General features: G+C 54.6%; 12 protein-coding genes. All 12 read left to right on the top strand.

What is annotated here, in order from left to right; genetic code table 11:
• Positions 1–891 precede the first annotated feature (891 nt).
• Complete coding sequence (lrhA, locus tag DBY66_RS08050) at positions 892–1815, top strand: transcriptional regulator LrhA (RefSeq protein ID WP_039379035.1); 924 nt, start codon at positions 892–894, stop codon at positions 1813–1815.
• A 648-nt stretch (positions 1816–2463) separates the two neighbouring features.
• Positions 2464–2907, top strand: a complete 444-nt coding sequence (locus DBY66_RS08045) for an NADH-quinone oxidoreductase subunit A (protein ID WP_108569507.1) — start codon at positions 2464–2466, stop codon at positions 2905–2907.
• Between the two features lie 15 nt (positions 2908–2922).
• Positions 2923–3600 (top strand): NADH-quinone oxidoreductase subunit B, encoded by a 678-nt coding sequence (locus DBY66_RS08040; RefSeq protein WP_039379030.1) that lies wholly within the window; start codon positions 2923–2925, stop codon positions 3598–3600.
• A gap of 116 nt (positions 3601–3716) precedes the next feature.
• A complete protein-coding gene (nuoC, locus tag DBY66_RS08035) occupies positions 3717–5516 on the top strand; it encodes an NADH-quinone oxidoreductase subunit C/D (RefSeq protein WP_039379028.1) in 1800 nt (599 codons plus the stop codon).
• A gap of 2 nt (positions 5517–5518) precedes the next feature.
• Positions 5519–6034: an NADH-quinone oxidoreductase subunit NuoE gene (gene nuoE, locus DBY66_RS08030; RefSeq protein WP_039379025.1), complete on the top strand. Its 516-nt coding sequence runs from the start codon at positions 5519–5521 to the stop codon at positions 6032–6034.
• Positions 6034–7374: an NADH-quinone oxidoreductase subunit NuoF gene (nuoF, locus tag DBY66_RS08025; protein ID WP_039385572.1), complete on the top strand. Its 1341-nt coding sequence runs from the start codon at positions 6034–6036 to the stop codon at positions 7372–7374. The genes nuoE and nuoF overlap by 1 nt, the downstream gene beginning before the upstream one ends.
• 112 nt (positions 7375–7486) lie before the next feature.
• Positions 7487–10210 carry an NADH-quinone oxidoreductase subunit NuoG gene (gene nuoG / locus DBY66_RS08020; protein WP_108569508.1) on the top strand — a complete coding sequence of 908 codons (2724 nt, stop codon included), beginning with the start codon at positions 7487–7489 and terminating at the stop codon, positions 10208–10210.
• Positions 10207–11184, top strand: a complete 978-nt coding sequence (nuoH, locus tag DBY66_RS08015; RefSeq protein WP_039385568.1) for an NADH-quinone oxidoreductase subunit NuoH — start codon at positions 10207–10209, stop codon at positions 11182–11184. Before nuoG ends, nuoH begins: the two co-directional genes overlap by 4 nt.
• Before the next feature lie 11 nt (positions 11185–11195).
• The gene (gene nuoI / locus DBY66_RS08010) at positions 11196–11738 is read left to right on the top strand and encodes an NADH-quinone oxidoreductase subunit NuoI (protein WP_039385566.1); all 543 of its coding nucleotides are present in this window, start codon (positions 11196–11198) and stop codon (positions 11736–11738) included.
• A 10-nt stretch (positions 11739–11748) separates the two neighbouring features.
• Positions 11749–12300, top strand: coding sequence for an NADH-quinone oxidoreductase subunit J (nuoJ, locus tag DBY66_RS08005; RefSeq protein WP_039385563.1), 552 nt, complete (start codon positions 11749–11751; stop codon positions 12298–12300).
• Positions 12297–12599: an NADH-quinone oxidoreductase subunit NuoK gene (nuoK, locus tag DBY66_RS08000; protein ID WP_013509877.1), complete on the top strand. Its 303-nt coding sequence runs from the start codon at positions 12297–12299 to the stop codon at positions 12597–12599. Before nuoJ ends, nuoK begins: the two co-directional genes overlap by 4 nt.
• Positions 12596–14431 (top strand): NADH-quinone oxidoreductase subunit L, encoded by a 1836-nt coding sequence (gene nuoL, locus DBY66_RS07995; RefSeq protein WP_094111123.1) that lies wholly within the window; start codon positions 12596–12598, stop codon positions 14429–14431. Before nuoK ends, nuoL begins: the two co-directional genes overlap by 4 nt.
• Positions 14432–14468 lie beyond the last annotated feature (37 nt).

Below are 14468 nucleotides of genomic sequence, written 5' to 3'. Positions count from 1 at the left end.
CCCGATAACAAAAGAAGGGTGGCAGCGGCTTTTGGCGTGATTGAGACAGATTCCCGGTGTGGGTAGCGTAATTATGGTGATATGCCGGTTAAATTGGTTTTTATGACTGCCTGTGGTTAATTTAAAAGACTATTATTTTGGTAAATAGCGATGCGATTTGCCTGTAACGGCTACGCCAGCTGCCCCTCTGTCATAAGAAAACCGGGTTATGCTTTCCATACTAATGATTAGCTGCGCAATGAAATAGTTAAGCGTATCTTGCTAAATGATGCTGTTTTATTCAGCTGGCGTTAACTCATGCATGGCGCAGCGGCAATATCTGCATTCTTATGCGCAGTCTCAGCATAGAAATTGCGCGAATAGCAACGGGTACGATCGCAATACTGGCGGGCAATGAGCGTTTTTCTGTAACTTTATCGCTCCAAATAAGTTTACAAACCAGATGGTCAAAATTTGACCCTGGCGTTGCCGGAGGGACTAAACGGGCTTATTAAGCAAAAAATTTGATGTTTTGCACGAAAACATTTCCCTTTAAAGCGTAAAAATGATTAAGTATAATTTATTATTTGAAGCACTTTATGGCTTCGTTTCGACATAACAACGTGTTATCTCTTTTTTTGCTCTGCAACCTTTTATGCAGGCAACCAGGCAACTACACAGCTTCCAGCACCGGTACGACTCTTGTCTTTGGCCCTGAAGTTGTTCTGTCTCTAATGACGCCGCCTCTCTGCTGCCAGAGAACGTACGCTCGTCATTACCCGCCTGAACTCGGTTTTAAGACGATCTCCTCTGGAGATTGTCAGTAAGCACCATTGCCACTTATCTCTTTGATTTTGTGGCAATACACCAGGGTAGTAGTTCTAAAAATCTTATAAAGTGAAGAAAAAAATCATGACTAATGCAAATCGTCCGATACTGAATCTCGACCTCGATCTGCTGCGTACATTTGTTGCTGTTGCAGACCTGAATACGTTTGCAGCGGCGGCGGCGGCCGTGTGCAGAACCCAGTCAGCGGTAAGCCAGCAGATGCAACGTCTGGAGCAACTGGTAGGTAAAGAGCTGTTTGCCCGACATGGACGTAACAAACTTCTGACGGAGCACGGTATCCAGCTGCTTGGCTATGCCAGGAAAATCCTGCGTTTTAATGACGAAGCCTGCACCTCACTCATGTACAGCAATATTCAGGGCGTTCTGACTATCGGAGCCTCTGATGACACGTCAGATACCATTCTGCCTTTCCTGCTGAACCGGGTGACGTCAGTCTATCCAAAGCTCGCCATCGATGTACGTGTAAAACGTAACCCGTTTATGATGGAGATGCTGAACCAGGGAGAAGTCGATCTGGTTGTGACCACGTCCAGCCCGGGTAACTTCACGCATCAGGTACTGCGTACTTCACCAACGCTCTGGTACTGTGCCGCTGACTATATTTTCCAGCGCGGCGAAGCGATTCCTCTGGTACTGCTGGATGAACCAAGCCCGTATCGCGATATGGCGATAGACCATCTGAACGAAGCGGGTATTCCATGGCGTATCTCTTACGTGGCATCAACGCTGGCAGCAGTGCGCGCGGCCGTTAAAGCCGGTCTGGGCGTAACGGCACGTCCGGTTGAAATGATGAGTCCTGAGTTGCGCGTAATGGGCGCAGCCGAAGGTTTGCCAGTGTTACCGGATACGCAATACCTGCTGTGCCGTAACGCTGACAGCGATAATGAACTGGCGCTGGCCATTTTCAACGCCATGCAATCGACGAACGATCCTTACAATCTCAGTGCAAATCCGGATAGCTCACTGCTGCTGGATGATGAAGAGTAAGCCGTAGCGACACTGCAGTAATACGCGCGTTACGCGCTGTATAATTGCTATAAAAAAGCCTTAGTCGGCGTAACTGCGACTAAGGCTTTTTTTTTGCCTGTTATCCGGGGCCAGATAAGCATTTTTATGGCCGATAATTATCAGGCTTTCCGAAAAACGAGCAGTTGTTTCAATTCCCGTCATTTTAGAAATTTTTTATCAAAAAATGCCTTCTTTGCTCTAACCGATCCTGCCATATGCGCTGCTTTTTAGAGCTAAAAGCGCAGAAGTGTGTTCTGGATCAAAAAAATAACCCTGTCAGGGAGAGGGAAATCTGCGGAAGACCTGTCAAAATGTGAGTGTTAAACGCACGATCCATGCATGTAAAACCCCGCTACACTGAAATTAACCGCACAAACTGAAGCGATTTAGCTGGCGCTGATGAGGGTATATGTTAATAATATGATGCGGGTGTAAAATAATGTTTGGATACTTTTGTCAAAGTTGACAAAAGGTTATAGAAAGGAGTAAAAAACCCCATAAAATTGCTGCCTAATCAGGAAAGACAGCAACGTTTATAAGGTTTTTATCCTTCCCTTGAATCGATGTGGTGTGTTTGCTGCAACAGTGCAGGATGCCATCGCCACTTTTGATGAGTAAGCAAAGCGTATGTCAACAACCACCGAAGTCATCGCTCATCACTGGGCGTTTATTGTATTTATTGTGATCGCATTTGGCCTTTGTGCCTTTATGTTAACCGGCGGCTGGCTGCTTGGTGGACGTGCTAAAGCGCGTTACAAAAACACCCCGTTTGAGTCTGGTATTGAATCGGTTGGCGATACCCACATCCGCCTCTCTGCAAAATTCTATCTGGTTGCCATGTTTTTCGTTATTTTCGACGTGGAAGCCCTCTATTTATACGCCTGGTCGACCTCCATTCGCGAAAGCGGCTGGGTCGGCTTTGTCGAAGCCGCAATTTTCATTTTGGTGCTCCTGGCAGGCCTGGTTTATCTGGTTCGCATCGGCGCGCTGGATTGGGCTCCTGCGCGTCGTCGCGTAGTGGTCAAATCAAACCCGGTCAGCCACAGTCACACCAACCCTCATAAGCAGTAAAAGCGAGGCAATAAGATGGACTACACGCTGACACGCGTAGACCCGAACGGCGGGGATGGCGATCGCTATCCTCTGCAGAAACAGGAGATTGTTACCGATCCTCTGGAACAGCACGTTCACCGTAGCGTTTATATGGGCAAGCTGGAACACGCTCTGCATGACATGGTGAACTGGGGTCGTAAGAACTCTCTCTGGCCCTATAACTTTGGCCTCTCCTGCTGCTACGTAGAAATGACCACGTCATTTACTGCGGTGCATGACGTGGCACGCTTTGGCGCTGAAGTTATGCGCGCCTCGCCGCGCCAGGCTGACTTTATGGTTATTGCCGGTACGCCTTTTACCAAAATGGCACCCGTTATTCAGCGTTTGTACGATCAGATGCTGGAACCTAAATGGGTGATCTCTATGGGTGCCTGCGCTAACTCAGGCGGGATGTATGACATCTATTCTGTCGTACAGGGTGTGGATAAATTTCTGCCGGTGGATGTTTACATTCCGGGCTGCCCGCCGCGTCCGGAAGCCTATATGCAGGCGCTGCTGCTGCTGCGTGAGTCGATCGGTAAAGAGCGCCGTCCACTCTCATGGGTAGTCGGTGACCAGGGTGTATATCGCGCCAACATGCAGTCTGAACGTGAAAGGAAACGTGGCGAGCGCATTGCCGTCACTAACCTGAGAACCCCGGACGAAGTGTAAGTATCCCGTACACGGATGGAGTAACGGCCACAGCAGAAAATGACAACGTAGTGTGTGCCGCCATCCTGACGCCTTCTTTTGAGTGCCTGATAACAGGCCGGAATGGTGAGTAACGTATGACAGATTTGACCACGCAAGATCTCGCTCAGCCAGCATGGCAAACCCGTGAGCACCTGGATGACCCGGTGATCGGCGAGCTGCGTAATCGTTTTGGGCCGGACGCCTTTACTGTTCAGGCAACCCGCACCGGCATTCCTGTAGTCTGGGTAAAGCGCGAACAGCTGCTGGAAATTGTAACGTTTCTGCGCAAGCTGCCTAAGCCCTATGTCATGCTGTATGACCTGCATGGCTTTGATGAGCGTTTACGTACCCACCGCGCAGGCCTGCCTGCTGCGGATTTTTCCGTTTTCTATCATCTGCTTTCTATTGAACGTAACCGCGACATTATGCTCAAGGTGGCGTTATCTGAAAACGATCTGAATGTGCCAACCATCACCACTATTTTCGCCAACGCCAACTGGTATGAGCGCGAGACCTGGGAGATGTTTGGCATTACGTTCCAGGGGCATCCTCATCTGACGCGCATTATGATGCCGCAGACCTGGGAAGGGCACCCGCTGCGTAAAGATTATCCGGCGCGCGCGACTGAGTTCGATCCCTTTACGCTGACTAAGCAGAAAGAAGATCTGGAGATGGAGTCGCTGACGTTCAAACCAGAAGAGTGGGGCATGAAACGCAGCACGGCCAATGAGGACTTTATGTTCCTTAACCTTGGCCCGAACCACCCCTCTGCGCACGGTGCTTTCCGTATCATCCTGCAGCTCGACGGTGAAGAGATTGTCGACTGCGTACCTGACGTTGGCTATCACCATCGCGGTGCCGAGAAGATGGGCGAGCGGCAGTCCTGGCACAGCTATATCCCCTATACCGATCGTATCGAGTATCTGGGCGGCTGTGTTAATGAAATGCCTTACGTACTCGCCGTAGAGAAACTGGCCGGGATCACGGTACCAGACCGCGTTAACGTCATTCGCGTGATGCTCTCTGAGCTGTTCCGTATCAACAGCCACCTGCTCTACATCTCAACCTTTATTCAGGACGTTGGCGCAATGACGCCGGTGTTCTTTGCGTTTACCGATCGTCAGAAAATTTATGATGTCGTGGAAGCGATTACCGGTTTCCGCATGCATCCCGCCTGGTTCCGTATCGGTGGTGTGGCGCACGATCTGCCGAAAGGCTGGGAGCGTCTGCTGCGTGAGTTCCTCGACTGGATGCCAAAACGCCTGAAAGAGTATGACAAAGCGGCACTGCGCAACACCGTGCTGATGGGACGCTCACAGGGCGTAGCCGCTTACAATATGGATGAAGCGCTGGCGTGGGGCACAACCGGTGCGGGTCTGCGTGCAACCGGTCTCGACTTTGACGTGCGTAAGTGGCGTCCTTATTCAGGCTACGAAAACTTCGATTTTGAAATTCCGGTTGGCGCAGGCATCAGCGATGCTTACACCCGCGTACAGCTGAAAATGGAAGAGATGTGGCAGTCGCTGCGTATTCTGGAGCAGTGCCTGAACAATATGCCGGAAGGGCCGTTCAAAGCGGACCATCCGCTGACCACGCCGCCGCCGAAAGAGCGTACGCTGCAGCACATTGAAACCCTGATCACCCACTTCCTGCAGGTCTCCTGGGGACCGGTGATGCCCGCCAATGAATCGTTCCAGATGATTGAGGCGACGAAAGGGATCAACAGCTACTACCTGACCAGCGACGGCAGCACCATGAGCTACCGCACCCGCGTGCGCACGCCAAGCTTCCCGCACCTGCAGCAGATCCCGTCAGTGATCCGCGGCAGCCTGGTATCCGATCTCATCGTCTACCTCGGTAGTATCGATTTTGTTATGTCAGACGTGGACCGCTAATTATGCACGATCAAAAAATTGCCATTCAAACCATCGACCCGAATGAGGTCTTTGTGCTGAGCGAGGCCGAGCACCACGCTATTGAGCATGAAAAACATCACTACGAGGATGCGCGCGCAGCCTCAATTGAAGCGCTGAAGATCGTGCAAAAACAGCGGGGCTGGGTGCCGGATGGCGCTATTCACGCAATTGCTAATGTGCTGGGTATTCCGGCCAGCGATGTCGAAGGCGTGGCAACGTTCTACAGCCAGATTTACCGTACGCCTGTTGGCCGTCACGTGATCCGCTACTGCGACAGCGTGGTGTGCCACATTACCGGTTATCAGGGCATTCAGGCAGCGCTGGAACAGAATCTTCATATTAAACCCGGCCAGACAACGGCAGACGGCCGCTTTACGCTGCTGCCTACCTGCTGCCTCGGCAACTGCGATAAGGGGCCGACCATGATGGTGAATGACGATACGCACGTTCACCTGACGCCGGAAGGTATCGCCTCGCTACTGGAGCAGTATCAATGATGAAACCCATTATTCGTGCTGCGGAAACGCATCCGCTGACCTGGCGTCTGCGCGACGACAAGCAGCCGGTCTGGCTGGAAGAGTACCGCAGCAAAAATGGCTACGCTGGCGCCGAAAAAGCGCTGAACGGCATGAGCCAGGATGAAATCGTTACGGCGGTCAAAGACTCTGGCCTGAAAGGGCGCGGCGGTGCGGGCTTCAGCACCGGCCTGAAGTGGAGTCTGATGCCAAAAGATGAGTCCATGAATATCCGTTATCTGCTGTGTAACGCGGATGAGATGGAGCCAGGCACCTATAAAGACCGCCTGCTGATGGAGCAGCTGCCACATCAGCTGGTGGAAGGCATGCTGATCAGTGCTTTCGCGCTAAAAGCTTATCGCGGCTACATCTTCCTGCGCGGTGAATATGTTGAAGCAGCAGAGAACCTGCGTCGCGCCATCGCCGAAGCTACAGAAGCGGGCTATCTCGGTAAAAATATTCTCGGCACCGGTTTTGATTTTGAACTGTTTGTTCACACCGGCGCGGGCCGCTATATCTGCGGTGAAGAGACGGCGCTGATCAACTCGCTGGAAGGGCGTCGTGCTAACCCGCGCTCAAAGCCACCGTTCCCGGCCAGCGCCGGCGTCTGGGGCAAGCCAACCTGCGTTAACAACGTTGAGACACTCTCCAACGTGCCAGCTATCTTCCTGAACGGCGTGGAGTGGTACAAAGGGCTGTCTAAAAGTGAAGATGCCGGCACCAAAATGATGGGCTTCTCCGGCCGCGTTAAAAACCCTGGCGTCTGGGAACTGCCGTTTGGCATCACCGCCCGCGAGATTCTGGAAGATTATGCCGGCGGTATGCGCGATGGCCTGAAGTTTAAGGCGTGGCAGCCAGGCGGTGCCGGAACCGATTTTCTGACCGACCAGCATCTCGATCTGCCAATGGAGTTTGCCAGCATCGGTAAAGCGGGCAGCCGTCTGGGTACGGCGCTGGCGATGGCGGTGGATCACGAGATCAATATGGTGTCGCTGGTGCGTAACCTGGAAGAGTTTTTTGCCCGTGAGTCGTGCGGATGGTGTACGCCGTGCCGCGACGGCCTGCCGTGGAGCGTCAAGATCCTGCGCGCGCTGGAGCAGAAGCAGGGGCAGCCGGGTGATATCGAAACGCTGCTGCAGCTTTGCCGTCAGCTGGGCCCGGGTAAAACCTTCTGTGCGCATGCACCAGGCGCGGTTGAGCCTCTGCAGAGCGCAATTAAATATTTCCGTGAAGAGTTTGAAGCCGGCATTGCGCCGCAGGTGTTTGGCAATACCCGTTCTATCGGCGGTATTCAGCCTAACCTGCTGAAAACGCGCTGGTAAGCAGACCACCGTAGACGGAAGGCGCCAGACGCCAGTCCGGCTGAAAAGCGGGATAACAGAATTTGATGTTTAACGCTCGTCCCCGGACGAGCCTTACGGAAGCATGTTCACTATGGCTACAATCCATGTAGACGGTAAAGAATATGATGTGAACGGAGCGGACAACCTGCTACAGGCGTGTCTCTCTCTGGGCCTTGATATTCCCTATTTTTGCTGGCATCCGGCGCTCGGCAGCGTAGGCGCCTGCCGCCAGTGTGCGGTGAAGCAATTCCAGAATGCCGAAGATACCCGCGGCCGCCTCGTTATGTCCTGCATGACACCGGCATCGGATGGCACTTTTATCTCTATTGATGATGGCGAAGCGAAAGAGTTTCGTGAAAGCGTCGTAGAGTGGCTGATGACGAACCATCCGCACGACTGCCCGGTCTGCGAAGAGGGCGGTAACTGTCATCTGCAGGATATGACGGTAATGACGGGCCACAGCTTCCGTCGTTATCGCTTTACCAAGCGCACGCACCAGAATCAGGATCTTGGTCCGTTTATCTCCCATGAGATGAACCGCTGTATCGCCTGCTATCGCTGCGTTCGCTATTACAAAGATTATGCTGACGGCAAAGATCTGGGCGTCTATGGCGCACACGATAACGTCTACTTTGGTCGTCCGGAAGATGGCACGCTGGAGAGCGAATTTTCAGGTAACCTGGTTGAGATCTGCCCGACTGGCGTGTTTACCGATAAAACGCACTCTGAGCGCTATAACCGTAAATGGGATATGCAGTTTGCGCCCAGCATCTGCCAGCAGTGCAGCGTCGGCTGTAACACCAGTCCCGGCGAGCGCTATGGCGAGCTGCGTCGTATTGAAAACCGTTATAACGGTACGGTAAACCACTACTTCCTCTGCGATCGCGGTCGTTTTGGCTATGGCTATGTCAACCGCAAAGATCGCCCGCGTCACCCGCATCAACTGCGCGGCAGCGATACGATTACGCTGAACGCAGAGCAGGCGGTTAACGCTGCGGCTGACATGCTGCGCCAGGCGAAACGCGTGATCGGTATCGGCTCACCCCGCGCCAGCATCGAGAGCAACTTTGCCCTGCGTGAGCTGGTGGGTGCCGGCAACTTCTCAACCGGTATGCCGGCAGGAGAGCAGGCGCGCGTTGAACTGATGCTGAACGTGCTGCAGAACAGCGGTATCTATACGCCTTCACTGCGCGAAATGGAAAGTTACGATGCCGTGCTGGTGCTGGGCGAAGATCTGACGCAGGTGGGCGCGCGCGTCGCGCTGTCAGTGCGCCAGGCCGTAAAAGGCAAAGCACGCGAGATGGCAGCCGCGCAGAAAGTTGCAGACTGGCAGATCGCCGCCATCCTGAATATCGGTCAGCATGCGAAACATCCGCTGTTTGTCACTAACGTCGATGAAACCCGTCTGGATGATATCGCGGCGTGGAGCTATCGCGCCCCGGTAGAAGATCAGGCGCGCCTCGGGTTTGCCATCGCCAGCGCGCTGGATGAGAGCGCACCCGCGGTAAGTGATATCGATAAGTCACTCAGCAGCAAAATTGATGTGGTAGTGCAGGCGCTGGCAGGGGCGAAAAAGCCGCTGATTATCTCCGGCACCCACTCCGGCACGACCGCGATGATTGAGGCGGCTGCAAACGTGGCGAAAGCGCTGAAAGCCCGCGGTGCTGATGTAGGGATAACCCTGCTGGCCGGCGCGGCTAATAGCATGGGCCTGGGCATGATGGGCGGTTACTCGCTGGATGCGGCGCTGGATCAGCTGACAAACGGCGAAGCGGATGCGCTGGTGGTGCTGGAGAACGATCTCTATCGCCATGCACCGAAAGCCCGCGTCGACGCTGCGCTGCAGAAGGCGTCAGGCGTGATTGTGGTTGACCATCAGCGGACCGCCACGCTGGAGAAAGCCGGTATGGTGCTCTCCGCGGCCAGCTTCGCTGAAAGTGATGGCACCTCAATCAACCATGAAGGTCGCGCGCAGCGCTTCTTCCAGGTTTACGATCCCGCTTACTATGACAACAGCATTGTGATGCTGGAAAGCTGGCGCTGGCTGCATTCGCTGCACAGCGCGCTGGAGAGCCGTCATATCGACTGGACGCAGCTGGATCACGTGATTGATGCGGCGATTATTGCGCTGCCACAGCTGAAAGGCATCAAAGATGCGGCACCGGATGCCAGCTTCCGCATTCGCGGTCAGAAGCTGGCGCGTTCACCGCATCGCGCCAGCGGTCGTACTGCCGCCCGCGCCAATATCAGCGTACATGAGCCACGTCAGCCGCAGGATAAAGACACTATGTTTGCCTTCTCAATGGAAGGGAACAACCAGCCTGAAGCACCGCGCTCGCAGATCCCCTTTGCCTGGGCGCCGGGCTGGAACTCACCGCAGGCGTGGAACAAATTCCAGGATGAAGTTGGCGGCAAACTGCGGAATGGCGATCCGGGTGTCCGGCTGTTTGAAGCGGGCGAAGGCTCACTGCCGTGGTTTAGCAACGTGCCGGAGCGGTTTGCCAGCGGCAGCCATTTCCGCGTTGCGCCTTACTACCGGCTGTTTGGCAGTGAAGAGATGACGCAGCGCTCTCCGACATTCCAGAAGCGTATGGTGCCGGCTGAGCTGGTGATTAACCCAACGGATGCAGAGAAGCTTGGCGTCAATCACGGCGCTGCCGCAGAGCTGGTTTGCGCTGGCGAAACACTGCGCCTGCCGGTACGCTTCTCCGCTTTCCTGCAGCCGGGTCAGATTGGTCTGCCGCTCGGCATGCCGGGTGTGCCGCCGTTCCTTGCGCATGCGCAAATTGATCAACTGCAGGAGGCTGCGCAATGAGCTGGCTGACATCGGACGTTATCGACATCATTCTGCAGGTGGTTAAGGCGATTGTAATTTTGCTGGTCGTGGTAGCCTGCGGGGCGTTCATGAGCTTTGCCGAGCGTCGTTTGCTCGGCTTATGGCAGAACCGCTACGGACCTAACCGTGTCGGCTGGGGCGGTTCACTCCAGCTGGCGGCGGATATGATCAAAATGTTCTTTAAAGAGGACTGGGTACCGCCGTTTACCGACCGCTTCATCTTTACTCTGGCACCGGTTATTGCTTTTGTATCGCTGCTGCTGGCCTTTGCGATTGTACCGGTTTCACCCACCTGGATGGTCACGGATCTGAACATCGGTCTGCTGTTCTTCCTGATGATGGCGGGTCTGGCCGTCTACGCCGTGCTGTTTGCCGGCTGGTCGAGTAACAACAAATACTCGCTGCTGGGTGCGATGCGTGCCTCTGCGCAGACGCTGAGCTATGAGGTGTTTCTTGGCCTGTCGCTGATGGGCGTAGTGGCGCAGGCGGGATCGTTTAACCTGAATGCGATTGTTGAAAACCAGACGCACCTCTGGAACATCATTCCGCAGTTCTTTGGCTTTGTGACCTTCTGTATTGCCGGGGTAGCGGTGTGTCACCGTCATCCGTTTGACCAGCCGGAAGCGGAACAGGAGCTGGCTGACGGTTACCATATTGAATATGCCGGTATGAAGTTCGGTCTGTTCTTTGTGGGTGAATATGTCGCCATTACCACGGTTTCCGCGCTGATTGTCACGCTGTTCTTTGGCGGCTGGCATGGACCTTTCCTGCCGCCATTCATCTGGTTCGCCCTGAAAACGGCGTTCTTCATGGTGATGTTTATCCTGATCCGTGCTGCGCTGCCGCGTCCACGCTATGACCAGGTGCTGTCGTTCGGCTGGAAAGTTTGTCTGCCGTTGACGCTGTTGAACCTGCTGGCGACCGCCGCAGTGATTCTGTACAACGCGCAGTAAGGGGTATTGAGATGACATTAAAAGATATTGTCGTTGGCTTCGGCACGACAGTGCGCAGTATCTGGATGATCGGCATGCACGCCTTTGCCAAACGCGAAACGCAGATGTATCCGGAAGAGCCGGTCTATCTGCCGCCGCGCTATCGTGGTCGCATTGTGCTGACGCGCGATCCTGACGGTGAAGAGCGCTGCGTTGCCTGTAACCTCTGCGCAGTAGCCTGCCCGGTCGGCTGTATCTCGCTGCAGAAAGCAGAGACGCAGGATGGCCGCTGGTATCCGGAATTCTTTCGCATCAACTTTTCACGCTGCATTTTTTGTGGCCTGTGTGAAGAAGCTTGTCCGACCACTGCGATTCAGCTGACCCCTGATTTTGAGCTGGGTGAGTTTAAGCGTCAGGACCTGGTGTATGAGAAGCAGGATCTGCTGATCTCGGGACCCGGCAAATACCCGGAATACAATTTCTATCGTATGGCGGGTATGGCGATCGACGGAAAAGAGAAGGGCGACGCGGAAAACGAAGCCAAACCGATCGACGTCAAAGGGTTACTACCTTAAGGAGCCAGGTATGGAATTTGCGTTTTATCTTTGCGGACTGGTGGCGGTGCTGACGACGCTGCGCGTTATCACGCATACGAACCCGGTACACGCGCTGCTGTACCTGATTGTTTCGCTGCTGTCGATTGCTGGCGCGTTTTTTGCCATGGGTGCCTACTTTGCAGGCGCGCTGGAAATTATCGTATACGCCGGTGCCATTATGGTGCTGTTTGTGTTTGTGGTGATGATGCTTAATCTCGGCAAGCAGCAGCAGGAGCAGGAACGCGAGTGGCTTAAGCCCTCGCTCTGGGTGGGACCCGGCATCGTTTCAGCGCTGCTGCTGGTGGTGATGGTTTACGCTATTCTCACCGCCACCGATCAGGGTATTGATGGCACGGTTATCGATGCAAAAGCGGTCGGTATCAGCCTGTTTGGCCCGTATGTTCTGGCAGTTGAGCTGGCTTCAATGCTGCTGCTGGCAGGCCTGGTGGTGGCCTTCCATATCGGTCGCGACGATCGTCACGCTGAAGTGATGAGCCATCGCGTCACGGATGCAGCATCCAATAAGGAGGGACAGGCATGATCCCATTACAACATGGCCTGATTCTGGCTGCGGTGCTCTTTGTTCTCGGCCTGACCTCGCTGGTGCTGCGCCGCAATCTGCTCTTTATGCTGATTGGTCTGGAGATCATGATCAACGCCGCAGCGCTGGCGCTGGTGGTAGCGGGCAGCTATTGGGGACAGGCAGATGGTCAGGTGATGTATATCCTGGCAATCAGCCTTGCGGCAGCGGAAGCGAGTATTGGCCTGGCTCTGCTGCTGCAGCTCTATCGTCGTCGTCAGACGCTGAACATTGACACAGTGAGCGAGATGCGCGGATGAATCTTCTCTATTTAACTGTACTGTTTCCGCTAATTGGCTTTTTGCTGTTAGCGTTTTCCCGGGGCCGCTGGTCGGAGAACCTGTCAGCCGCTGTCGGAATGGGGTCGGTCGGTCTTTCAGCCCTGACCACGCTCTATGCGGGCATGGAGTTTTTCAGTCAGGGGCAACAGCCGTTTACGCAGGCATTGTGGACCTGGATGCAGGTTGGCAACTTTGACATTAAAGTGAACCTGGTGCTGGATGGCCTGTCGCTGACCATGCTCTCTGTCGTCACCGGCGTCGGCTTCTTTATCCATATGTTCGCCTCCTGGTATATGCGTGGTGAAGAGGGCTATTCGCGCTTCTTCGCCTATACCAACCTGTTTATCGCCAGCATGGTAGTACTGGTTCTGGCTGATAACCTGATGCTGATGTACCTCGGCTGGGAAGGGGTAGGGCTCTGCTCCTATCTGCTGATCGGCTTCTACTACAGCAATCCGGACAACGGCAAAGCGGCCATGAAAGCCTTTATCATCACCCGCGTGGGCGATGTGTTCCTGGCCTTTGCGCTGTTTATTCTCTACAACGAACTCGGCACGCTGAACTTCCGCGAGCTGATGGCGCTGGCACCGGCACACTTTGCCGCCGACAACAGCATGCTGCAGTGGGCGACCCTGATGCTGCTGGGTGGCGCGGTAGGTAAATCGGCTCAGCTGCCGCTGCAGACCTGGCTGGCGGATGCGATGGCGGGTCCGACGCCGGTTTCAGCGCTGATCCATGCGGCAACCATGGTAACGGCGGGCGTCTATCTGATCGCCCGTACCCACGGCCTGTTCCTGCTGACGCCTGACGTCCTGCACCTGGTGGGCATTGTCGGGGCTATCACGCTGGTACTGGCGGGCTTTGCTGCGCTGGTTCAGACCGATATCAAGCGCGTCCTGGCTTACTCAACCATGAGTCAGATTGGCTACATGTTTCTGGCGCTGGGCGTGCAGGCGTGGGATGCGGCGATTTTCCATCTGATGACGCACGCATTCTTTAAAGCGCTGCTGTTTCTCTCGTCTGGCTCCGTTATTCTGGCGTGCCATCATGAGCAGAACATCTTCAAAATGGGTGGCCTGCGCAAGAGCATTCCGCTGGTTTATGCCTGCTTCCTGGTGGGCGGTGCCGCGCTGGCTGCGCTGCCGCTTATTACCGCAGGCTTCTACAGTAAAGATGAGATCCTGTTTGGTGCGCTGGCTAATGGTCACATCAATCTGATGGTTGCCGGTCTGGTCGGGGCATTCCTTACCTCTATTTATACCTTCCGCATGATCTTTATCGTGTTCCACGGCGAAGAGAAGATCCACGCGCATGCCGGTAAAGGCATTACCCATCATCTGCCGCTGATTGTGCTGCTGATTCTCTCCACCTTCATTGGCGCGCTGATAACGCCTCCGCTGGCAGGCGTACTGCCGGAAAATGAATTTGGTGAAAACGGCAAAATGGCACTGGAGATCGCCTCAGGCTTGGTCGCTGTCAGCGGTATTCTGATTGCTGCTGCACTCTGGCTGGGCAAGCGTCAGCTGGTGACCCGCGTAGCCAACAGCGCACCGGGCCGCTTCTTCGGCACCTGGTGGTTTGCCGCGTGGGGCTTTGACTGGCTGTATGACAAAGTCTTTGTCAAACCCTATCTCGGTATCGCCTGGCTGCTGCAGCGCGATCCGCTGAACTCACTGATGAACCTGCCTGCGCTGCTGTCGCGTATTGGTAATAAAGGTCTGGTTGTCAGCGAGAACGGGTATCTGCGCTGGTATGTTGCCTCCATGAGTGTGGGTGCCGTTGTGGTGCTTGCCCTGATGCTGGTGATGTAAAGATTGATGGGCTTGGAAGAGAAGATGACAGAAACTG

It is taken from the genome of Pantoea sp. RIT413 (genome assembly GCF_003057675.2).
GTDB lineage: Bacteria > Pseudomonadota > Gammaproteobacteria > Enterobacterales > Enterobacteriaceae > Pantoea > Pantoea eucrina.
The sequence above is the reverse complement of the archived record's forward strand: the minus strand, read 5'-3'. Positions and strand labels throughout refer to the sequence as shown.